The following is a 22,754-nucleotide window of genomic DNA, read 5'->3' as shown; positions in this document are numbered from 1 at the left end:
AGGCAAAAACGGCTCTTGCAAATGTCGTGACATATGAAGCAACAGGGAGGCGCATGTGAATGAGATATGGATATGCGCGGGTCTCAACTGAAGCTCAGGACTTGACAGCACAGGTGGGGCGGCTCCGGGCTGCGGGCTGTGAACGGATCTTCTTTGAAAAAAAGAGCGGCAAGGATGCGAACCGGCCTCAACTCAGACGGCTCTTGAGGGGGCTAAAGCCGGGGGACGTGGTTTACGCCGTGGTAAGCGACCGCGTCGCGCGGGATCCGTTCGATCTGCTGAGTATCATGCGGACCGTCACGGCAGCAGGCGCCGCTCTGAGACTGCTGGACGAACCGTTCATCGACACGACCTCGGAAATGTCCGATCTTGTGCTGTTCCTGGTCGGATGGGCGGCGAAGTGGCAGCGGCGCAGGATTCTGGAGAACACGGCGAGCGGCCGCGCCCGCGCTATGGCGATGGGAGTGAAGTTCGGCCGCAAACCGAAACTCTCCATGCAGCAACGTGTCGAAGCGCTGGCACGGCTGGCAGCCGGGGAGGCGAAAAGCGCAGTGGCCAGCTCGTTCAAGGTTAGCGGCAGCACGATTTCCCGACTGCAGTCGCAACATCTAAGATGATTGAGAAAGGGCTGGCCACAACCCAAGGCCGCTTGAACGCCCGACCCATTTCAGCCATTGTGTCTCACCCCTTAACATAGGTGAACGATGAAGCGGACCGATAAGGCGAGGCCTTTCGTGCCAACCGAAATCCACGTCGGCACCGTGAAGGATGAGCAAGGCACTCTCGGTATCCTCTCGATACGGACGACCGAAGGTATCCTGGATGTTGCCCTGGATGTTCACTCCGCGGATGCCATCGTGAACGCGATCGGCACGATCCGGTCGAAACTGGCGCTTGCCGACAGCTAGAAGATGCCCTGCCGAAATCGGGCAGGAGCGCTTTCTTGGGAGCCGATCGAAATCGGCCTCGCTAATCTGCGGCCTAGCGATGACGTTCGGGTGAACCCTCACTGGGCCAGATCTGCCTGTCACCCTGCATCAACCGGTAACTATCATTCAAACTGGGGATGATCGTCCGAGCCTCTTTGTCTGAATAGAAAGTCACTATGATACTGGCTGCGCCGCGTACGATGCGCTCAAGGCGATACGCTTCCCTGTATGGTCCATTTTCGTCCATGGAACTTCCCCCCGAACGGGGCCATTAGCAAAGGATCATGAACCTTTCATGAGGCAGTTGGATTGCTTCGCCGAGATTCCCGAGTATCCTGCCGATGCGCATGTGAGCATAAGGTGGCGCCTGGCGCCTCGACCAGCCACCCCCTCAAGAACCAGCGTCGGCCTGGCGACCGAAAATGCTGAGGCAAGAGACCGCCATTCCATAAGGAAACAACCGTCATGGATAGCCATGTCGTTATAGCGTCCCTGCCAGTCGTTGGGGCTGAGCGTACCGTGCTTATCGATGCCGCAAACGCAGCGTTCGAAAGGATTATCGAGCGGATGGAGCCAGCCAATGAGGAGCTAACTCGAAGCTATTGGGATGCCGAGAGTTACATCGACGGTGAAATCACCGCATCCATGCTGCCGATCTCGCTGGACTACGCCGCGTATCTCGTTGATGTCTTTCTGATGCCCCATGTCGCTCAACTGGCGGGCGCCGCAGACAACGAGGCTGCCGAGTCTCGGACTTGAACCTCTCTGGCGGCAGTTGGCTCTACCTGCTGCCTAGGGAACTTCGCGATCAGTACCGTAACCTTTGCCGCCACCTCTTCAAGGGTGGCGGTTAGGTGGTTGATCTGTGACACGGTTGCGGCGAGCTCGGGCCCGTAGCGGGAGACGAGATATTCACGGTTCTGGCTGAGGGACCGAAGATGGTTGGCGGTTTTCCCGCGAAGACGCAGCCCTGCTTCCAGGGCTGTTCTGTCCGCGCCGACAGGTCGTGCTGCAGTTTGCGAATTTGATTGGGATTGTGCCCACGGTGGAGCAACAGTGCGGTTAGGTAAAGTTCGATCGCATGGATTGCCGATAGTCTGAACGGCGCCCGGCTGAGCGGTTTGCCAGATCGGCCGAGTGGAAGCAGGTGGTTTGCCGCCTTTCGGTATTCTTCAGCCAATTCGTGAATCTGCTGGGGAGATGCCAACTCGCCCGGATATTTGACTTCTTCGATTGCCACTCCCACCGCCCCTGCCGTCTCCCGTAGTAAGCATCCCATGACAGCTTGATGTCCGCAATCTCGCCGTCGGCCATAAGCTCCATCCTGGGCGGATAGGGCATCCGCTCAGGCCGGTTTACGTTGGAATCTCCTGAACGACCACCGTGATTTCTGCTTACCGCGCGCTGCCAGTGGATTCGACGAACAACTTCATACGAATCGGGCTGCTCCAGCGCAGCATGTGTCGATCAACGGCTGCCTGATCGATGTTGTTTTTATTGTAACACTGAGCCACCTCATGGCAGCTGCGATACCTCGGATAACATCCAAAGGTATGTTCCCTTTTTGTTCTGGTCGGAGTATGGTGCTCAGCATATGAGACCTCCGCCATGCCCACTACAATCCAAGATATCCCCGGTCATAAGCCTTGAAGCACGTTCGCAGCCACGAGAGACTGTCGTGCCGAATCACGAAGGGGGACGGGACCAACATATGAAAACGGCACGTATCCAGCGTCCGGGCCCCCTAGCGCTTCGTGACAGTATTATTTTTGAAGGCGACGCGCTCACGGTCCTGCGTCGACTGCCCGACCGTGCCGTCCAATGCATTGTGACTTCGCCGCCCTATTGGGGATTGAGGGACTATAATACAGCAGATCAGATCGGCCTTGAGCCGACCCTACCTCAATTCATTAATCGCCTCGTCGAGGTGTTCCGCGAGGCCAAGCGTGTGCTTCGGGACGATGGTGTATTCTGGCTCAACATCGGCGACGGGTTCACCAGCGGAAACCGAGGCTGGCGCGCTCCGGATAAAAAGAACCGGGCTCGCGCAATGGCTGTACGACCCGACACCCCCGACGGGTTGAAGCCGAAGGATCTGCTAGGCATTCCATGGCGCCTGGCATTTGCTCTGCAAGACGACGGCTGGTACCTGCGCGCCGATGTAATCTGGCACAAGCCTAACGCCATGCCGGAAAGCGTGCGGGATCGACCCACCCGGGCCCATGAGTACCTTTTCATGTTTTCGAAGGAGGAACAGTACTATTATGATCGCGACGCAGTGCGCGAGATCAACGGCCGAAACCTACGATCGGTCTGGAATATCAACACTTTGCCTTTCCCGGGAGCTCATTTTGCAACCTTCCCTCCGAAGCTAATCGACCCCTGCCTCCGGGCGTCCACACGCCCCGGAGATTTCGTGTTGGATCCGTTCTTCGGCTCCGGCACCGTTGGTTTGGTAGCCGAGCAGCTGCGCCGGTCGTACGTCGGAGTGGAGCTGCACCCGGAATATGTCGCTATAGCAGCTGAAAGGCTAAGGGCGGATGATACGACAGTCGTTCGGGTCGCCGCATGATTCCGCCGCCCGAACTGCAGATCGAATTCAGCGTTGCACTCGCTGAGATCCGGCAAGCCCTGCTCCAGGACGCTTTGCGCGACACGGTGAAGGAATTGGACATCCGGACGCTCGACAAGGAACTGGCCGAATTCGTCCCACCGCATAGTTTGCAGCAGCTGGCCGGTTTCGGAATGCGGGGCGAGCTGATGTTCCCGATCCCTAGCGTTCTCAACGCTAATCCACGGCTTCTTGGCTACTACCGCCTATTATACGGCTACAGTCAGAAGGAATTTTACAAGACGGAGGTGGCTGGTCAGTTTAAGGGCCTGGAAGAGCGGGGCATCGTACGGCCACCTGTGGCCAAGAACGTGTCTGAGCTCTGTCACCAAATGTGCGAGGCGGGTGCCCAACTCCTGGCTGGCATCCTGAACCAACCCGTTTCTCATGCCCTTCTTGACGATCTGACGCTGCTAACGTTGGGGCCGCAGCTGCGTGGTGGCGCCAACGTGCGCCGGGGAAGTGCGGGAATCGTCTTGGTGTTCAACGTTATCCGGGACATCGTGGGCGAGCATGTCACCACCGCCGAACCGCGCCGCATGACCGTCCGCAACGCTGCTGGGCGAACGGTTTTGATTGAGTTTGCGGCCGACCCCGACATTGTGATCCGCGAGGAAATACGCAGGGACACGTTTCGCAACATCGTCGCCATTGAGGTCAAGGGTGGCACGGACTTTTCCAACATCCACAACCGCATCGGCGAGGCCGAAAAGAGCCACCAGAAAGCGCGGGCGAGCGGATATGTCGAATGTTGGACAGTGGTGAATGTGGACCGCATCGACTTGGCCATGGCCGCTAGGGAGTCACCGTCGAGCAACCGCTTCTACCGCATATCCAGCCTGGCTGAGGCGGCAGGGGAGGAATACGAGGGATTTCGGGATCTAATCGTATCGATGACAGGAATTCGCCCCGGCAAGCGGAAGCGAAAAAGCTAGACGCTGCGGCTCCGACGGCCGACCAGTAATGCTTTTGAGCTCGGACCAGACCCACATCGCCACTATCGTTTCCGGTAGTACGCCTCCCACGCCAGTCTGATATCGGTGAACATCCATTCCCGGCGCCGGCCAAATACGGGGCTCAGACGAGTATGGCACTCACGCAGTCCGGTCTGCCGTTGGAACTTCATGAACCACGCGATAGATTTTGGTCTGCCGCGCGCCGTGATCTGAATGCGACGGATCAGTTCACTATGTGCCCAATAATCACACGGATTGGCGATGGAGGCCGGATCGACCAAATAGCCGCGGAGTTTCTGCAGCGTTGAATCGTCCGGGGCTTGTTGCAGGTCGGCGCGGAGGTCTTCTATGGCAAGTGCAGCGCCCCGTTTGGCTGCCTCAGTGAGCATATCGCGAAGCTGCGTACTCGTTAGCACCAGCGCCTGGAGGGCTTCCATGAACCGAACTTTCTTGATGGGAAGTTTTGAGGCGAAGGTCGCCCGGTTCATTGCCTCACGACCGAGAAATGACGTCAAGGACTATATGCCGAGAAGGGCGCCGAGCTTTTCGGTGACCGGACGCATGGGATCAACCAGGCCAAGATCGTAGATCATGGTGGTTTCAAGATTGCCCTTGTGGTCGACGTAGTGGGAGATGGCCTCGTGCGAGACGCCCTGGCCCGCTAACATCAGCGAAATCGCGATCCGCTTGAGGTCATAAAGCTGGAAATACGCCGGCACACCGGGCAGGGCTTTGAACCTGACCAGCCCCTTGCGGAAGTTGTCGCGGGGAAGGGTGCTGTCGGTATGCGAGGGGAACAGCAACTTAGCTTCAGGCCAGCGGAGGCGCTGGGCCTGGACCATTCCGGCAACCCTGGAATGGATCGGCACCGAACGGTAGGCATACTCGTACAGCGAGCGTGACAGTTTGATGCCTTTGGTGTTGTGTTTGTGCCAGATCAACTTCTCCAGGTCGAAATGGTCAAACTCGGCCTTGTTGAGGTCACTAGGGCGAGCCATGGTCAGGAAGAGGATGCCCATATAATTGCAGAGTTCCTGCATCTGGTCGTTGGCCGTGATGGCCTGTCCTCGAACCAATGCCATGTTCCGTTTCGCGACCCCGTCAAGGTGGCCGATCTCTGGTGGGGCGGCGAACGCCGGATAGAAGATGTGGGCCGCGATCTGACGAATTTGCTCCGTGGAGTAATCACGGCGCCGGCGTATCAGCTTGCGTGCGCGGATCGGGCTACAGGGATTGCGCATATCGACGAGCTGCATGCGGATGGCCCAGTTATAGAGGGCTAGCACGTGTCGCAGTGCGCTGTTGAAGACGTACGGGGAAGTGAATTGCTTCTGGAATTCCTCGATGTGAATAGGCTTGATGGCAGCAAGCGGCCGATCGGCGAACATCGCCCCGAAATCCTTGTACAGCCGCTTGCTGTTATATCCGCGGCGGCTGGCCACCTTCGGCGCCGGCCGCAGCCAGTGAGCCACGAAAATCGCGAAGTTATAGCGGTAGCCTTCGGAAAGGCTGCTAACATGGCTTTCCCAGTACTGATCGATGGCCTCCCGGACGGTGAGGAAGTGCTTACGGCGCGTGTCGATCCGATCCAGGTCGGGGTCTTTGTCAGCCTTGAGCTGCTGGTCCCGTCCAACAATCGCGAGGCGGGCGGAGGCAACGCTCATAGTCGTCGTGGATCCTAAAACCTTGCGGCAGCGCTTGCCGTTGAATTGGTAGGCATGGACAAAGGACTTGTGGCCAAGAGCGGTAACGCGGAGCCCAAGCCCGGGGACCGAGCCGTTGCGGATTTGCCCGTTGGCGGATACCGCGTAATCCCAATAGAGTTCCTGATCCTTGTCAGCCGGGCAATTCGCTTCAAAAACAACGTCGTCGGTCAAAAATATTTTAGGCATTTCATGTAACTTCCATGTAACCGATTTATAGCAAATGTTACATGGATAGTGAAGTAATGATTGATACAAAGTCTCGAAAAATGACGAAATAACAAATGATTACGCATTTCAAGATTGCGGTAATATTATCCTGGAGGCGCTCCGAAGGAAGGGGTCGTGCGTTCGAATCGCGCCGGGTGCGCCAATTTTTTCAAATGGATGGCAGGGCATTCAGTCTCTTCGGTTCCTGTCATGTAACTTTCATGTAACCGGAGTTGCCAGCTACATCCGTAAAGGACGTTCTAGGCTTCTTCATACTTTGGCCGTTCGCCAATCGGCCCACATGCTTCCCATTTGGAGCAGAAGCCCAGGGTTTTTGTACGCATCCAGATAATATTCCTTGACCGGCGCGCGACAAATATGCTCGCCCCGGTCGTCGACACAATCAGTCCAGGCAGCAACATGAAATGACAACCTTCGATCTTCGCCGTCGGTTTGCCGCCGAAGCCTTAGGCACGGGCCTCCTGGTCGCAACGGTCGTCGGCTCCGGCATTATGGCTGAGACGCTGACGCCTAATATGGGGCTGGCGCTGCTCGGCAACACGCTGGCGACCGGCGCCATGCTGGTGGTCTTGATCACCATCCTCGGGCCGATCTCCGGCGCGCATTTCAATCCCGCTGTCTCGCTGGTGTTCTGCCTCAACCGGACGCTGCCGGCCCGCGATCTTCCGGCCTATCTGCTGGCGCAACTCGTCGGCGGTGTCGCCGGCACGCTTGCGGCGCATCTCATGTTCGCCCTGCCGGTTCTGGAGGTCGCGACGAAACTACGTGCAGGCCCGGCGCAATGGGCCTCCGAAGCTGTAGCGACATCCGGGCTTGTCGCCGTCATTCTCGCCGGTCTTCGGTTCGAGCAAAAGGCCGTGCCGTGGCTGGTCGGCCTCTACATCACCGCCGCCTATTGGTTCACCGCCTCCACGTCCTTCGCCAATCCGGCCGTCGCGGTGGCGCGCTCGCTCACCAACACCTTTTCCGGCATCAGGCCGGTCGATCTGCCGGGCTTCGTCGTCGCCGAGCTGTTCGGGGCCCTGATCGGGCTGGCGCTGATGGGCTGGCTGCTCAGGCCCGAAACCGTTCAGCAATCAAGCCACTGAAAGCCCCACCATTCAAGGGCAAGTCATGACGGTCACGATCTACCACAACCCCGCTTGCGGCACCTCGCGCAACACGCTCGCCATGATCCGCGCCAGCGGCGAGGAGCCGGTGGTGATCGAATATCTGAAGACGCCGCCGAGCCGCGAGCGGCTACTGCAACTGATCGCAGCTATGGGCATCACCAAGCGCCAGCTGCTCAGGGAGAAGGGAACGCCCTACGCCGAACTTGGCCTCGCTGATCCGAAATGGAGCGACGACGAGCTGATCGATTTCATGCTCGCGCATCCGATCCTCATCAACCGGCCGATCGTCCAGACGCCCAAGGGCACAAGGCTCTGCCGGCCTTCGGAGGCGGTGCTGCCGCTGCTCGACCATCCGGTGCGCGAATTCGTCAAGGAAGACGGCGAGAAGGTCGACTATACACAGCCCAAGTAGCGGTCGCGGTGCTCTCGCCCAGGTCGTCGTCGTTTTCCCAGTCGCATAGGCCAGCCGTGGGCTCGTACCTGCAGCGTTCGTCTCTTGTAGCGACATCCATTTGCCTTGACGCGCGTGCTGCCTGCCTTTGCAGGAGCGCTTCCTGTCTAGTTCCCTGCCGCGCGGGTAGGCGTTCCGGCGATCTGCCCTTGCAACGGTTTTCTCAATCTTTGCCGCGATATCGGCCAGGCGCACCGCCCGGTCAAACCCCGCCCGCACCACTCCCGCCAGGAAGGGGCGGGACCGTGTTAGGGCCTGACCGGCCGGCTCAATCGCCCGGCCCTGCTTCTCCGCGTCTTGAGAAAAACCCGACGCAAAAGGAGCAAGGTCATGTCGGACACCAACGAAACACCGCGGCAGGACGTCTACAGCCGCATCACCAACCAGATCATCGAAGCCCTCGAGCAGGGCGTAAAACCCTGGACGCAGCCTTGGAGCGCCGCCCATGCCGCCGGCCACGTCTCCCGGCCGCTTCGCCACAACGGCCAGCCCTATGCCGGCATCAACGTCCTGACGCTCTGGGCGTCCGCGATGACCGGGCATTATGCCGCGCCGATCTGGATGACCTTCAAGCAGGCCATCGAGCTGGGCGGTCGGGTCCGCAAGGGCGAAAAGGGCTCTCCCGTAGTGTATGCCGACACCCTGCGGCGCACCGAGACCGACGAGGCCACCGGCGGTGAGGCCGAGCGCTTCATCCCGTTCCTGAAGGCCTACACGGTCTTCAATGTCGAGCAGGTCGACGATCTGCCCGCTCACTACTATGCCCGCGCCGAAAATGTCCGCAACCCGGATGAGCGAATTGCCCATGCCGAAGCCTTCTTCGCCGCGACGTGCGCGGACATCCGTCACGGCGGCGACTGCGCCTACTACAGCCCGGCTCTCGACATCATCCAAATGCCCGCCTTCGAGGCTTTCCGGGATGCGCAGGCGTACTATGCAACAATTGCCCACGAATCGACACATTGGACCCGGCACGCTACGCGCCTTGACCGTGATCTCGGCGGCAAGCGGTTCGGAGACGACGGCTATTCCCGCGAGGAGCTTGTTGCTGAGTTGGGCGCCGCGTTCCTTTGCGCCGATCTGGGGCTGCACCTCGAGGATCGCGACGACCACGCCGCCTATATCGGTCACTGGCTGTCCGTGCTGAAGGGGGACAAGCGAGCGATCTTCGCCGCCGCGGCACACGCGCAACGCGCCGCAGACTATCTGGCGCGTTTCAGCGCCTCCGAAGCAGCCGCCGCGTGAGCGGCGGCCTCCTGGAGCGACGCGATCATAATATGCGACAGTTGGCCGTCGCTGCCACGCCGAGTGCCACCGTTACGCCTCGGCGTGTGTATCGGCGCGCAAGAGGACATCGTCAAAAATAACGCCGGCCTCTTCGCTTATGGCTGACAGGGCGACTTGATAGCGTGCATACTCGCCGGGCGCGAATTCCACTCCGAACCGGTCGACGACATCCTTTTGGGAGAGCCTGAAGCCGTAGGTGCGTAGTGACCGGCGCCCGTTGGTGTCGCGCGCCGAGACCGCAACCACTTTCCAAAAGACAAGAGGATACTGGACGACGCCGGTCCCAAAATCCTCAGACGGATCGTTCGCGTCCAAGATCGGTCCCGCTATGATGCAGGCGCGCGTGTCACCGGTTTGCAAGTCGCGTTGAATGTGATTTTCGAAGCCGCCCCACAAGCCTTGAACTCCCGGCCACTGCTTTCCCGGTTGGGAGCGGTTGAAGGCGGCGTGCTGCGGCGTGCAATTTGAGAAGTGAAACGTGTCGGAATTGGCAAACTCGATTTCCGTTGGCGTATCGCCCCAGGCATTGTCTTCCCGCCGCACGATATGGCCCCGGTCAATCTGTTTGGCGGGCGCGTAAATATCTGGGTCGCCCAACTGGTATTGCTGCGGGATCCGCGGGTCAAACACCCAGCGATCTTGACCGAAGAAGGCGCGGCCGCTGGAGGTCCTTTTCGATGCATCGTAATCGACGTTAACCGCTGACCACATCTGCATTCGCCGGGAAGCGTTCATTGCCAGGCTGAAGTGATGGTACTTGAGCACGACGGTCTGGCCATTTTCCTTATACATCTCCTGGTCCCGCTCCTGCGAAATGCGAGGCAGCGGCACGGTGATATCGTTTTCGAGGAAATCAGGGTTGTAGCCTTCTCGATCGTCGTAATTGGGGTCGAAGCGAAGTGCTTTCTCGAGCGCCTCGTCTCCCGCGATCTCGGCCGCCGCCTGAGGAAGCTGTGATGCCGGCACACCGCTACCAACGAAAATCGTCACTGGTCCGGAAAAATTCATGGTAACGCCGCCCATCACGTTTCCTTTCGTGTTTTCGAAAATTTTGGAGGGATCAGGTAGAAGCAGCGCTTCTGGCGCGCGAGGCGTCGCTAGCTTCGCGACCTCATCGGTAGGATCGGTCGTGTTGGCCAGCAATTCGTCCAAAAGATGCTTGGAGGCGGGCGTGGTCGGCACAAGCCCGCCGAAGGCCTTGACCAATGCGCTTATCCGCACACCCTCGTTAGCGATCCAGACTATTCCGTCGTCTGGTTGCCCAGGTGACCACGCAGAACCGTCTTTGTTGAGAATCGTGTTGCCGCGCATTTTTGGGATGGAGGCGTGGTGCAAACCGACGACCTCCCACATCTGCGAATAGCAGGCGGAGCCCGATGCTCCTTGCTCGGTGTCGGTCTCGTACCGGAGGAAACCGTCGTCCCGCAGCTCAAGCAGCCGGCAATTCTGCATCGCATAGCGTTTTGGCCCGCCGTCAGGATATTCGATCATCCGGATCGGCATTCCAGGCAGGATCTTTGACCGCGATCCATTGATCGCCAGGAAGTTGACAGAGGAGAGAAGCTCGCCGGTGATCGCCTTCGGCTTCACCGCGACGAGCGCGAAATCGAGATCCTCCGCCGAGAAGAAAAGGGCGTCCGGATCAAACTCGAAAATGATGCCGCGGGCGACCCCCGATGCCGTCTCATCATGAAGAAAGTTGGCGCCGGTTCCTCGTACCGAGCCGGGATCCGGAAATACGTGCCAGTTGGTCAGAAGAACGTTAGGTGAGATCATGAACCCGGTCGCAAACCCGACCGGATCGACCTTGGGATCGACGTTGGCCACGATGCGCGCGACCGGCCGGCCAGCGGCTCGGGCAGCATCGTCTGGCGGCAAGGTGTACCAGTCAAGGGTAGGGCCTATCTTCCGCTCGACGAACACCGGAAGACGGCCTTGTGCCTTTAGCTCGCTCGCCTGATCAAAGCTTGAACGGCGAGCGTCGTAGCGCGCCTGTTCCGAAGGCGTCACTTGCGTCGTCGCAGGCGTTGGCGGCTGTGCTTTCCATCGTTTTGCAGCCGCAATCATTACCGCGCGGCGTCGCTCGTCGAACAAATTAGTCGCGGCCATGGTAGGTTCCTCCCTCCAAGGAATAGGGAAAGTCGATAGAACTCTATTTGACGATAGTAATTGAGAGATTGGACTTAAAACGATTAGCGCTCAAAACGCTTTATGTTTAAGCGGCTAACAACTTCCACCAGAAGGCCTTTCGGCTCACGCCGCTGGTCGGGAAATTTCTTTCAAAAGCTCCAGACTCCTCTTACATCACTATGCAACAAAGAGTAATGTGCGGTCAATGTGAAGAATAGAGTTCTCAACGAAGTTCGTAGGGCGGGATCGCTTGTTCGGTTGTCTTTGGCGGCAGGCGCTTCGGCGCTGGCCTGCGCCTGGGAGACCTGAAGCTCATTCGATCACGTAGAGATCGCAAAGCGGTGACTCTCAGCGCCACCGCTTCAGCAGGTGCAGAGCATTCTTGGGGGAGACGTCCATGACAGCGCATACCGGACCCGACACGAAGTTGCGTGTCGCTCACTTTGGCGCCGCCGCTCGGCGGTTCGTTCCGGTCCTTCTCATGTTGCTTAGCGTTTCGGGCTGCGAAAAAAATCTGTTCCAGGCGCCGCCCCATGGTGGCACTGCCGATGTGCCGCCGGCACCCGTGACGGACAGCGTGCTCACCCTGGTGGCGCAAATCCCGTATGGGGCGCTAGTGCAAGCAGCGCAATCGAAGATACCGCAATCCGTTCCGGTGCAGGGAGATGGTCAAATCGGATGTGTCGGTGTTCCTCATATTAATCCCGGACACGTGGGACATCATACTGAGTGCCGTTGGATCGGTGTCCGTGTTTGCGCTGAAGTGCCTGACGTTACCGCGCCGAGCATTGGCACTACGAACCAATGCGCCGACTATCATTGGCACGCTGATATCAAAACCGATGGCCCTCTTGTCGTGGCCCGGGCAGGCAATGGCGTTCACGTCGAACAGCCGCTGTTTGTCAGCGGTCAGGCCGGCGTCGGCGGCGATCTCGCCAAACTGCTTTCGCTTTCCGGAAAGAACTTCGAGGCTCGGCTGGTCCCTGGCCTCGATCTGCAGCTCGATATGAACGATAAGTGGTGCCCCGTGCTCGCGGGAACCCCAACCGGCAGATGGGTGAGCAGTGCTTCGGTAGAGGTAGTGGGCAAAAACTGCCTCGGCCTTGATTTTGGAAACCTGGGGCACCCCCAAGTCTGCGCAGGGCCGATCAATCTGGGACTGGCCGACGTGTTGAACGGCCAGATCAATGACCACCGTTCCAAGATACAGGATGCCATCGCCAAAGCTCTGCCCTGTGACGCACTTCGGTCAAAGGTTGAGGCCCAGTGGCACGCCATTTCGATCAAGATCGACCGAGCGGACAGCACGCCCGTCTATCTCAACATCGTCCCCACGGCGGCGAGCTTTTCGGGCCTGGTCGGTGAAGCGCAAGGCATGAAGATGACTGTGCGTGTCGCGGCAAAGACCAGTCTTGCCGCAGAACCAGTTGCCACGCAGTCCCAGCCTCTGCCGCCATTGGGCAAAACATCAGCCGATCGAAGTCAGGCCGATATCACCCTGCAAGCAACTACACCTTATGGATTGCTGTTGGCCGAGCTGTCAAAGAACCTTAAGGGTCGCGATTTCCAACAGCAGACGCCGGCAGGCGCCATCGATGTCAAAGTCGACGATGTTGATCTCTATCCTAGCGCTGGCTCCGTCGTGGTTGGCTTGAAGGTCAAGGCAAAGCTGCCAGGCGAGTTCCTGAATACGACCGGCTGGGTTTACCTCTCAGGGCTGCCCCGCGTCGAGAAAACTGGAACAGCGATCTCGATCAATGACTTGCATTTCGCGACCGTCCTGGACAACGCCTTCTGGAAGGCAGCTCAATCCCTATTTGAAACCCAGATCCTGGCAGATTTAGAGGCTCATTCGAAGGTGGGTCTCAACAAGCAGATCAACGACGCGTCCGATGAGATTTTCAAGGCCGTTCACAATACCAACATTCCGGGATTGAAGATTTCCGCTGACACTCCGTCGATTGAACTTCTCGACATCACTGTCGGGCCGAAAAATCTGATTGCCCGTGCCCGACTCAAAATGAATTTCGATATGGCGCTATCGGCTGAATTAGTTCAGTAGCCGGTCTGCCAAACGAGCCGTGGCCACCATAACGATCAAGAGGTGCAAATGACGCAATCGCAGCTTAGCAAGGTTTGGTTTGTGGTCAGTGCGCTCCTTCTCTATTACGCCCTGAATTCTTGGGTGGTAGCGCAAGGCGGGGAAGAGATATTCGGTGCAAAGCTGGTCATGAAGGCGAGGGTGCCTGCAGTAATGATCGCAATCCCGATATGTTCAATTTTGCTCGCACTAACCTCACTCGTTGGACGCGTCTATTCCCTACGCGCCGGCTCGAAATGGCATGAGCGAATACCGGTTGTCGGCTTCGACGGGATCGATACGGGCTCGCGTGAAGGCCGCGTCTATCAAGGCGCGATGATCACAGTCTTCTCCCTGCTGCCCGCGATTGCGCTGGTCTATTTCTGGAGTACGTTTCTCTCCGCGACGGTAATGCTGAACGACGGCAAGAAGGACCCAGGCGCCAGCGTTTGGGATTGGTCGCAGCTCCGGACGCTAAACGATCCCGCTCGTATCTGCACTGAATTTCACAAGGAGCTGGCCGATCCGTGCATCGGCAATGCGACCGTGCTGCCGGGTCTTGAGCCAACAATCTTTGGCGCGCTAACCCTCGCGGGCATTGTCGCGCTCGCGATGCACTGGCGCGCTGTGGCGACGGGCCAACGGCATGAGACTCACCGGGTCAGGACCCGCGGCAAGTAAGTCAGGCGGCAAGTCTTCGCGTGCTACCGAGCGGCAGCTAGGGATGGAGCTCAGGCGGGCGATTATCAGTGGACCGCAACTGTCAATCAGTCCGCAGGCGATGAAAGATGCTTGCGGCCCAGCAAGTTTTTTGTAAACCGAAGGTCGGGAGTTCAATCCTCTCTGCCGGCACCATGGATTTCAGTTAGTTACGCAACGCGGCCATTTTCCGAAATGCGCGATGTAACATTCATGTAACCTGGCGGGTGGCGGTACGAAAAGGACGGCAAGGTAGTCTGAAGAAATGTCCTCTCCGGACGTAAGAACCACAGGATTCTTCGACCTCGCGGTTGAACAAGTTTACCTCTTCGCCTATTGTCGATTCGCTCTTGGCATGAGCATGGCACTCGCCGTTCCGAAGCTGCTGGCAGCACTGCCCATATTCTCTTCAAACCTTTCAACACTCATTCGGGCTTGAAAGGCGGTTGGCGAGTGACGCTCACGGATCAAGCCAGGAGAATGATCATGTTGACTGGTGACGTGCGTCCTACGACGCTCGAAGGTGTAAAAAGTCTCGCCGCGCAACTGCGCAAGGAGCGCGGCATTAAGCATGCGACAGCGCTCGATCTTGCGGCTCAGGCAGCAAGTTGCTCAAATTTCCGAAACGCCCAACGCTTACTTGTGCAAAGAGGGCCGGAGGCGACGCGTCCATATGTTCTGCTAAGCATTTATTGGTGCGATAAGGAGCGGAAATACGCAAGCGGGCGCGAGACCCTAAAGATCGTACTTTCGCGGCCCATCCTGGAAATCTGCGGCAGATATGCCCTCAAGAAAGTTCGCGGCTTCGGCAATCTTCGGATGGTGGCTGAGGACCATTTCATCTGCGATGATCTTGTTCAGTCGCAGGAGTATGCTCGTGACCGGCTGTGCACCGCGGAGCGTTCGATCCGATTCATGGAACACACCGGGTTGCGTCCTCCCCGCAGTTCTCGCGAAGCCGACCCCAAAACGCTGGCCCGAGACCAACTGCCCGGCAGGGATCATTCCACCTCTTGGATCGACCCATCCAGCGGCCAATTTATTCTGATAGACGAGCCTTACGACGGCGCTCCTGACAAAGCCAAGCGTGCCGCATGGGCTGCCCGTACGGGCTGGAGCAGCGTCAAAACTGCTTGGCCGGGTATGTACCGTCCCTATGAGTGCGACCTCTACATTGTGACGGATGCCAGATCTGGCTACGATTTGGACGCCCTTGCTGCCAGCATCGATGCCATGCCGCCGCCTTTGACGGCCGAGAGTTGGCCTGGGGAATCTTCGCCTTCCTGGGATACGTTCGTGAGCCCGTTAGCCAAGACCGCCCAAGATATGCGCCGAGCTCGGTGTCGCGGTATGATCTATCCGAGTGCCAGCGCCACTTCCGTACCCTACTCCTACCAACTCGGCTCGACCCGGCGTCGGCCGATCGGTGAACTTAGCGTTGCCGGACATATCGAGGCAGGAAGCATCATCAAAGCGGTGCTCATGTCACGTCATCGGCCTGGCGGGGTCTGGAACCGCTTAAGTCCATTGCGCTCGACTCTGGAGGACTGGTTGGAGCTTGAGCGGCGTCGAGGAGAGCTCGACGGTCCCGAGTTCTTCCAAGTCTACTATGGCGACACGGTCGCAAACAAAGACCATCTTGAAAGAACGAAATCGCGGGAAGGCCTCATCTGGATGCTTGGCGAGCTAAAGGCTCAGCTCCAAAGGGCATATTCGGACTGCGCACCCCTTCGCCGGCAGCTTCATCGCATTGAGATGTCGATATCTCTGATCAAAAATGAAGCCGACAGCTAATTGGGGTGCAGCCGGGCAGCGTGCGATTTGCACACTACCCAGCTGCGGTAAAAAACTAGGTGCCTAACGTTTGAACTCGCGACGGATTGCCTCCGCAGCGTTCTTTTTGACCGCTTCTGCATTCGACGCACTGAGACCATTGTCCAATGCGAGTTTGTGAAATTCATCCGCGTACCTTGAGTCCCGCATCCGGTTCCTCCGTACGATCTCCCGCGTCTTCTTCGTCAATGCGATGATGTCAGAACCACTAAACCACTCGGGGTTGCCAATTTGTTCCTCAAACTCCTCGATAACGTGCTCGGGAAGATCGGCGCCATATAAAAAATAGCGCAAGTAAGGCTTGAAGTGCGGATGTGTGTAGGCATCAGCACCAGATGAACCGTTTCGCGCAAACAAGTCTCTGTGGGAGCCCTTGATCCGTCCGGAGTTCAACTCCGGATCAATCCAGTAAGCGACGCGGTGCTTGGGAATACCGTCTCTCGCCGTGAGCAGTTTCAACAGACCCAGGATGGGCTCTTTGTTGGCCTGGTAGACCTGATGGCCATCCACGGTATGAGGTAAGTCCTCTCGCAGGTCGATGCGATCGACCAAAGCTTTCTCATCTGGCGTTAATTCAATGTGATGCCGGCTCATCAAGGCCTCTCTCTCCTTTGTTAAACCCCTGAAGACTCCGGATATGTCGCAACGTGTGGGACACCCTATCCATCCAGAGGTTGGTAGACCGCATCAAAAGCGGCGAACAGTTGGCGGTTGACCCGCTCTATCCAGTCCAGCACGCCCACCAACTGTCCCAATCCGATCCGTCTGCACCATCCGACATAGGCTGGGTTGCAAAATAACAAGACGGGACCAACATACCGCACGTCGGCGGGCATCTCTATCGGGAGTGCCGAATAGGTGCCGTCGGTGTTTCTGGAGAGATCGAAGTTCATGGAGTGGCCCCAGCTCGCGTGGATCGACTCCGAGCCGAAGCCGTAAACGTTGCCATAAAGGTCTGCCATGCCGATCTCAGCAAACATGTCACGAACACTTTTTCCGTCGACTTTCCATTTCTGCTTTTTTTGAAGTTCGAAACTTGACGCGTCGAAACCCTCAGCTTGGAACTGGTCTCTAATCGAAGCCTTCAGACGCTTCCCAGCCTTGGTGGCATAGAAGCCTTCCGCCGCGGCTTCAAAGACTGCGAGGCGGTCCTTGAACGAACATTTTCGATAGTTTTCAATCGTTTCTGGAGTTGCTGAGAGCAAGTACCGGGCAACGACCGCCGCCTCTATCGCATGCCGCTCCAGATAAGCGATCACGTTGGCGTCCCCGCTGTCGTAATACTTAACGATCTCCCGCATGAGCTTACTGATCTTGACCAGCAAGCCTAGGATGGGAGCATCAACTAGCGAGAACCCCGAGGGATTCCGCTCGGTATCCTTTATACGGGTGAGAATGTCGTAGACTTCGGCGCAGTCGGCGAAGAACCGCTTTGCAAATTGTTCCAGATCGGGGAGCGCGTCGCCAACAACCGGCAGAGGCAACCCTTGGTAGTCCGCTAGAATATCGTTGAGTTCTTTCAAAATCGGACCCTCCCAAAGCGAGGCTGGCACATCCAGTCCTCAAGGTCGATGCGGGTACATTCGTGTCGTGATAGTATTCGCACAAAACGGAGGCGGGGGATGGACGCGGATTTCGACAACGAATTCATACCGGTCGATACGATTTTGGCTTCAACGCACCGTACCCGCGGGGTTGATGCCTTCACTCTCACGTATCTTCGCGCCGACCGGCAAGTTCGGAAGGTCTTCACAAACCTAGTCTTCCAGTCGGACGCGTTTGACCATCGCCTAAGTCGCGAGTTGCGCCAGACCCTGCACGACGCCGATGACCTGTCTTTCAAAGGCCTGGACAAAGGCATAGCTGTGCTAGCTGGCAAAACACTGGCGGACATGGTCGGCGCTGAGCACGCTAGGCTCATGAAAGTTCTCTGGACGGCCAAAGGCTATAGGAACAAGCTCTTCCATGGCCAGTTGCCGGACCAGTTTGTAAGTACGAACGAATTCATCGAGATCGAACGCGACATTAGGCAGTGGTGCCGGTTGCTGGCCACCGGCGCGCAACTTCATACTGGCTACAACGGCTTTGCCGATTCCCACCGGAAAACGAAACGCCCGGAGATCGTGAAGCGCGTGAGTGCCGCTCTGCCCAATATCGCCGCCTACGCCGCGTTCCTCAAGAAACTCGGTTGAATTCCCCAGCGCCGAACCCTTTTTGCTCGTAAGAAAAGGGCGTGCATTCGAATCGCGTCGGCGCTTACCATCCAGCCAACAAGATAGCGCAGCCATGACCCTACGAGTCGGCCTGCGGCCAGCGCAGTTTCCCACGGCCGACGCGCAAGGCTTCCACCAGCCGGGTGTTGCCAGGCAATCGACCCGAGAAGAGGCTGGGTTTGGGATCAACGGCCGACTTCTTGAAGGCGGCAACCTGTCGGTAGTCGGGTGTAGACAGCCAAGTCCGCCCGTCGCCCTCGTCGGTGACGATCCGATAGAGGCCGGCAGGCGGAGCCGCAGCGATGTCGAGCAGGCGCTTGTAGTGTTCGATCGACCACTTTTGGATGCCGCCGCTAAGGGCTTCGGTGCGGAAGCGCGCCCATAGCGCGGCGGTCTCGGGTGTAGGCCAATCGCCAGCGTCGGTGTAGGCCGTAATCTCGTCGGATTCTAGCCATGCCCGCATCTCGGCTGGCGTAACAAAGACAGGCTTGGCATCCTCGATTGCCGCCATAGCCGAGCGTCGGGATGGCAGGCCCGCACGGATCAACATAGCCATCATGAATTGCGGCACGCCGGTTTCGACCGCTGCTGCGGCACCACCGGCCACGGTATCCGGCGACCAGCCGAGCGACACGCGGCGGGTACGAACAGCTTCCAGTGCCCAGACGAGGCGATAGGTGAAAGCCTCCTCGACGGCGCGCATGTTCTGCGGCCCGATCTTGGAGACCTCGTCGCCGGATACCCAGCTACGCAGGATGGCTTTCCAGTTTGCCGGCAGCGCGTTGGCTTTGTCAGATATGAAGGGCCGCATGAACAACAGGCGCTCCCCGAGACCACCGAGCGCATCGACAAGTTCATCAATGTCGCCGCTGAGCGCCGCCTTGTCAGCCCGGTCTAGGAGTACCGCCAAATCATCGGCCATAGCGTCGATCGCGAGGCCAGCCTCAAGCCCGACGCCCATGGCAAAATGTCCGCGTCGCGCCTGCGCCGTGGTCGTCCTCCAGATAAGATTGGCCCGCGCCTCGAATACCTTCTTGTGCAATGGGGCGACATCTTTGTCTTCTCGGGCTATCTGGCGGGCCCACAGCGACCCCTTTAATGCCTCGTCCAAAAGCCTGGGTAGGTCGGCGCGATCGGCATCGAGTGCTTCGATCAGGCCGAACACGGTGGCATCGAGGCGTTCGACGATTTGCGAAAGCGGCTCCTCGTCGATGGTCTCCTCTTCATCATCCCCGCCGTCTTCATCGTCGTCACCATCAGCATCGTATTCCGCGCCGGCTGCCAGGCGCTCGGCGACCGCGGCTTCCTCCTCAGGTGATCTCCAGGCTTCGCGGGCATTGGCGAGATATTCCCAGGCATCATCGCGATCCAGGACGCCCTCACGCGACAGGCGCTCAAGGATTTCGGCGACAATCTGGATAAGTCCGCTTTTCAGCGTACGCGCCTTGGCGGAGGCGACTAGCTTTCGCCACTCCTGCTTCCGCCAGTCGATCTTGTCGAACATGACGTGAACAATCAGTCCCTCCACATCGACAAATGCGCGCCCGGCACGGCCCGCAACATTCGCGAACTCCTCGCCTTTGATCTTCTCTGAGGCGCGATACAAGACAGGCACCAAGAGCACGGCGGCATTAAGATTGAGGCCTTGCGACAGCGTTGGCGATGCGACGATGACCTTGAGTACGCCGTCGGACAGGAGGGCTTCCAATTCGCGCAAAAAGGGGCTCGGGAGTCGCCCATGGTGGATTGCGACACCCTGCTTCAAGCATGCGACAGCGGGATGGTCTTCGCCCAACCACTCCTTGCCGATTTCCAAAGCGCGGGCGATTGAGGCTTCGTCTTCCAGCAGGGAGTCCAAATAGCCGCGCTTGCAGAGGTCAACGACTTGTTTGCCGTACCCTTCAACCCAATTCGCCTGGGTCGAGAAGATTAGGGTCCGCTTGCCTTGGCTTGCGAATTCCCAAGCCGCGAACAGGGTGAGATGTGAGTTCTTACGAGGATAGGGCTTCTTTTCCTTCCCTCGCGCAGGCTTCTCTACAACGAATTTGTCAAGGAAGGGACCATTGTCGTTCAGGTCAAGCCGGAGTAAAGCGTCCTTGCCCCGCCAATAGAGTGAGCCGAAGCGCTGACGGGTAGGGCGCCAGTCGGAACGCACCGGTCCGCCAGGTTTATCGGAGCGAATCCAAGCGGTAAGATCGTCAAGTTCGTCGCCGCTCGGTAGAATAGCCGAGAGACACACGATCCGGCGGTCCGCTGCATCGGCGCGCCGGAGCAATCGCTGTACCAACGTCTCATATCGGATTTCGCGCTCGCTCGGGCCTATCATGTGGCCTTCGTCCAGGACGATCAAACCGACATCATCGATCAGGGACGGGTCGCTTCGCAGGGCGAAGTCAAGTTTCTCTGGTGTCGCGATGATGATCTCGCGGGAGCGCAAGGCGTCTTCATCACCGGCCGAAAGCCCGCTGGCGCCGTAGAGCGAGGAGACGCTGAATCCGAGTGGCGCGAAGGTTTTTCTGAAAGAGCGCTCTGTCTGGGCCGACAAAGCACGCAATGGCGTAACGATCAGCACACGACGCGCTGACGACAAGGTCATCAGGGCGGCGATCTCAGCCACCCGCGTCTTGCCAGCGCTGGTCGGCAGAGCGACGACAAGGTCGTCGGTTACGTCTGTGGAGCGTTGGGCCGCTTCGCGCTGCGACGGCCATAGTTCTACCTCGGCGGTCTTGCGGGCGTAGAGCGACGAAATGAACAGCCGGCGCAGGTCCGGGTACTTCTCCTCTGTTCCTTCGGGCGGCTCGGTCGGCAGGTTTTGGTGCAGCGAGTGCTGCCAGAGGTCGTCGATGAGATGGCGGCACAGGTTCGTGCTCCACCACAGCGGAACATTCTCCGCGTTGTCCGCTAGGTTGACGGCGGTGCCCAACAATTCCCGCGCGCTTGCGATCGGCTCGGGCTCGCCTGTCTCAAGCGCGAAGTCAAAGTGCGCTAGAGCCCGGCAGATCGTGGTGTTGAGGATGGTCGACAGCACCTCATCGATGTCAGGGTCTTCGCCCCTTAGCGCTTCAGCGAGTTGTTGGTCGCCGTGCGCCTCATCGTCGAGCCATTTGCGGACGAAAGCACGCAACTGGCCAAGATCGCGTAGGATTAGGTGTCGAATCGCCGTTTCACCTGGCGATGCATTGAGGTCGTCCGCAGTTTCGTTGAAGAGCGAATAGGCGACAGCGGAGAAGCCAGCCAGGTGGTAGGCTGCCGCAGCGATGGTGCGGCGGAAGCCGCGGGCGGGGGACCCCGGGTCACCATTGCGCACTAGGGCCTCGAAGGCATTGGCGGCGCGCTCGAATGCTCTATTGGTCAGATCCGACGCGCCAGCCTGAGCGCGGAGAGCCATCGCGCCCCGAAGCAAGGCAAAGCCGTGTTCTGCAAGATCGGTTTCGATCGTCTGGCCGAGCTGCGGCGCATTCGGTGGCAGAACGCCTTCCTGTCGCATAAGCGACCAGGCGGCACCGCGGTAGAGTAGGCGCCCAAGAATGCCGTCAACCGTCGCGGCTGTTAGGAACGCGGTCAGCTCGTCAATCGTCTCCAAGATCTTCAGCCTCTTTGTACATTTCGGCGATGAACTCCTGGTGATCTTCGACGTGGATGTTCACGACGTAGTGGTCCCGGTTAGTCCCTGTTGCGTCGAGATCCTCTTTTAGCGAGGCGTGGGGACCGTTGCCGGACACAGTGAACAGCATATGGTCGATGCGATCGGAGCGAAGGGATTTCAGGCCCACCTCGTCACGGAGACTGCGGCCTAACTCGTTGTCGTCAGGGTCGTTGCTCTCCAGCAACCGGTTGGCTACAAACAGCAGGGAGTCGGGTGTGCAGCGGCCATTGTCGCGGTCGAGCACCTTGCGGGCGCTCGTCACTGTCGCCTTGCCGAGCGCCTTGTTGCTTTTGGCTTCGCCTTTCAGGAGCCAAAGCTTGTCGTCGTCCTCATCATATCCGGCCCCAATGAAGTCGTCGCCGCGCATCGCCATATTGCGGCCGTCCTTGTAGCGGAGCCGGCGCACAGGGACGCGCAGCCCGATCTCTTCTTCGACAAGCTCGGTTGCGAGGATCTCGCCAAGATCGCCAGAGCGGCCTTTGGACGTCTGAGGCATCGCCTCGCTGAGGATCTCGGCAGCGACCTTGTATCCAAGCCTCGCCACATCCTCGGCGATGCGTTCGAGGCGGTCATAGTGCGAGCGAATAGTCTCGGCGAGGAGGTTGCGAATCTCGTCGCGACCACCTTCTTTCTCGACATAGGTCCAGTAGCGCTTGCGCTTATCTTCCTCTTTGGTGGCTTCAAGCCACTTTTCGTATAGCCCCACGTTTCCCCTCAATAGTCCCTTTCCAACGATACCACATCGCTGCCATCAGCCCGTAAGCGCCCTCTGGAAGCAGATATGAAGTTGCCTGACGCCCTCTTAATATTCAAGTGGCACTATCGAATCGTGACAATATAGTAGCCAAGAATTTTAATCCTGATACTTTTTAT

19 protein-coding genes are annotated in these 22,754 nt (G+C 58.5%); 12 read left to right on the top strand and 7 right to left on the bottom strand.

Annotated features, from left to right (window positions below):
- Positions 1-59 precede the first annotated feature (59 nt).
- The 5 genes from PU724_RS31210 to PU724_RS31190 all read left to right on the top strand — a co-directional run bounded on the left by PU724_RS31210 (position 60) and on the right by PU724_RS31190 (position 4,475).
- Positions 60-617, top strand: coding sequence for a recombinase family protein (locus PU724_RS31210; RefSeq protein WP_354425471.1), 558 nt, complete (start codon positions 60-62; stop codon positions 615-617).
- Positions 618-734: 117 nt separating this feature from the next.
- A complete protein-coding gene (locus PU724_RS31205; protein WP_292216044.1) occupies positions 735-908 on the top strand; it encodes a hypothetical protein in 174 nt (57 codons plus the stop codon).
- 486 nt (positions 909-1,394) lie between these two features.
- Positions 1,395-1,688: a hypothetical protein gene (locus PU724_RS31200; protein WP_354425473.1), complete on the top strand. Its 294-nt coding sequence runs from the start codon at positions 1,395-1,397 to the stop codon at positions 1,686-1,688.
- Positions 1,689-2,640: 952 nt separating this feature from the next.
- On the top strand, positions 2,641-3,501 hold the full coding sequence (locus PU724_RS31195; RefSeq protein ID WP_354425475.1) for a DNA-methyltransferase: 861 nt from the start codon (positions 2,641-2,643) through the stop codon (positions 3,499-3,501).
- Positions 3,498-4,475, top strand: a complete 978-nt coding sequence (locus tag PU724_RS31190) for an XcyI family restriction endonuclease (protein ID WP_354425477.1) — start codon at positions 3,498-3,500, stop codon at positions 4,473-4,475. The genes PU724_RS31195 and PU724_RS31190 overlap by 4 nt, the downstream gene beginning before the upstream one ends.
- A gap of 62 nt (positions 4,476-4,537) precedes the next feature.
- Here the strand turns inward: PU724_RS31190 and PU724_RS31185 are convergent, their stop codons facing one another.
- Together PU724_RS31185 and PU724_RS31180 are read right to left on the bottom strand one after the other, a co-directional pair.
- Positions 4,538-5,011, bottom strand: a complete 474-nt coding sequence (locus PU724_RS31185) for a hypothetical protein (RefSeq protein WP_354425479.1) — start codon at positions 5,009-5,011, stop codon at positions 4,538-4,540.
- A gap of 3 nt (positions 5,012-5,014) precedes the next feature.
- Positions 5,015-6,373 carry a tyrosine-type recombinase/integrase gene (locus PU724_RS31180; protein WP_354425481.1) on the bottom strand — a complete coding sequence of 453 codons (1,359 nt, stop codon included), beginning with the start codon at positions 6,371-6,373 and terminating at the stop codon, positions 5,015-5,017.
- 461 nt (positions 6,374-6,834) lie between these two features.
- Here PU724_RS31180 and PU724_RS31175 point away from each other — a divergent pair, with 461 nt between their 5' ends.
- The 3 genes from PU724_RS31175 to PU724_RS31165 all read left to right on the top strand — a co-directional run bounded on the left by PU724_RS31175 (position 6,835) and on the right by PU724_RS31165 (position 9,238).
- On the top strand, positions 6,835-7,518 hold the full coding sequence (locus tag PU724_RS31175) for an aquaporin (RefSeq protein WP_354425483.1): 684 nt from the start codon (positions 6,835-6,837) through the stop codon (positions 7,516-7,518).
- Positions 7,519-7,543: 25 nt separating this feature from the next.
- A complete protein-coding gene (gene arsC, locus PU724_RS31170; RefSeq protein ID WP_354425485.1) occupies positions 7,544-7,954 on the top strand; it encodes an arsenate reductase (glutaredoxin) in 411 nt (136 codons plus the stop codon).
- Positions 7,955-8,323: 369 nt separating this feature from the next.
- Positions 8,324-9,238, top strand: coding sequence for an ArdC family protein (locus PU724_RS31165; protein ID WP_354425487.1), 915 nt, complete (start codon positions 8,324-8,326; stop codon positions 9,236-9,238).
- A 72-nt stretch (positions 9,239-9,310) separates the two neighbouring features.
- Here the strand turns inward: PU724_RS31165 and PU724_RS31160 are convergent, their stop codons facing one another.
- Positions 9,311-11,389: a DNA/RNA non-specific endonuclease gene (locus PU724_RS31160; protein ID WP_354425489.1), complete on the bottom strand. Its 2,079-nt coding sequence runs from the start codon at positions 11,387-11,389 to the stop codon at positions 9,311-9,313.
- 418 nt (positions 11,390-11,807) lie between these two features.
- Between PU724_RS31160 and PU724_RS31155 the strand changes: the two genes are divergently transcribed.
- The 3 genes from PU724_RS31155 to PU724_RS31145 all read left to right on the top strand — a co-directional run bounded on the left by PU724_RS31155 (position 11,808) and on the right by PU724_RS31145 (position 15,983).
- A complete protein-coding gene (locus PU724_RS31155; protein WP_354425491.1) occupies positions 11,808-13,472 on the top strand; it encodes a DUF4403 family protein in 1,665 nt (554 codons plus the stop codon).
- Positions 13,473-13,520: 48 nt separating this feature from the next.
- Positions 13,521-14,171, top strand: coding sequence for a hypothetical protein (locus tag PU724_RS31150; protein WP_354425493.1), 651 nt, complete (start codon positions 13,521-13,523; stop codon positions 14,169-14,171).
- A 504-nt stretch (positions 14,172-14,675) separates the two neighbouring features.
- Positions 14,676-15,983, top strand: coding sequence for a DUF5623 domain-containing protein (locus PU724_RS31145; protein ID WP_354425495.1), 1,308 nt, complete (start codon positions 14,676-14,678; stop codon positions 15,981-15,983).
- A 63-nt stretch (positions 15,984-16,046) separates the two neighbouring features.
- On the opposite strand, the gene PU724_RS31140 is transcribed toward PU724_RS31145, so the two are convergent.
- Both PU724_RS31140 and PU724_RS31135 read right to left on the bottom strand, forming a co-directional pair.
- Positions 16,047-16,616, bottom strand: a complete 570-nt coding sequence (locus PU724_RS31140; RefSeq protein WP_354425497.1) for a hypothetical protein — start codon at positions 16,614-16,616, stop codon at positions 16,047-16,049.
- A gap of 65 nt (positions 16,617-16,681) precedes the next feature.
- Positions 16,682-17,545, bottom strand: a complete 864-nt coding sequence (locus PU724_RS31135) for a DUF5677 domain-containing protein (protein WP_354425499.1) — start codon at positions 17,543-17,545, stop codon at positions 16,682-16,684.
- A 99-nt stretch (positions 17,546-17,644) separates the two neighbouring features.
- Between PU724_RS31135 and PU724_RS31130 the strand changes: the two genes are divergently transcribed.
- On the top strand, positions 17,645-18,214 hold the full coding sequence (locus PU724_RS31130; protein ID WP_354425501.1) for a hypothetical protein: 570 nt from the start codon (positions 17,645-17,647) through the stop codon (positions 18,212-18,214).
- 100 nt (positions 18,215-18,314) lie between these two features.
- Here PU724_RS31130 and PU724_RS31125 read toward each other — a convergent pair whose 3' ends face one another.
- Both PU724_RS31125 and PU724_RS31120 read right to left on the bottom strand, forming a co-directional pair.
- Positions 18,315-21,818: a DEAD/DEAH box helicase gene (locus PU724_RS31125; protein ID WP_354425503.1), complete on the bottom strand. Its 3,504-nt coding sequence runs from the start codon at positions 21,816-21,818 to the stop codon at positions 18,315-18,317.
- A complete protein-coding gene (locus PU724_RS31120; protein WP_354425505.1) occupies positions 21,805-22,587 on the bottom strand; it encodes a HamA C-terminal domain-containing protein in 783 nt (260 codons plus the stop codon). Before PU724_RS31120 ends, PU724_RS31125 begins: the two co-directional genes overlap by 14 nt.
- Between the last annotated feature and the right edge of the window lie 167 nt (positions 22,588-22,754).

Origin of the sequence: Mesorhizobium abyssinicae, from assembly GCF_049887195.1 — a bacterium.
In the GTDB taxonomy this organism is placed as follows: Bacteria; Pseudomonadota; Alphaproteobacteria; order Rhizobiales; family Rhizobiaceae; genus Mesorhizobium; species Mesorhizobium abyssinicae.
This window is presented reverse-complemented; position numbering and strand designations above follow the sequence as displayed.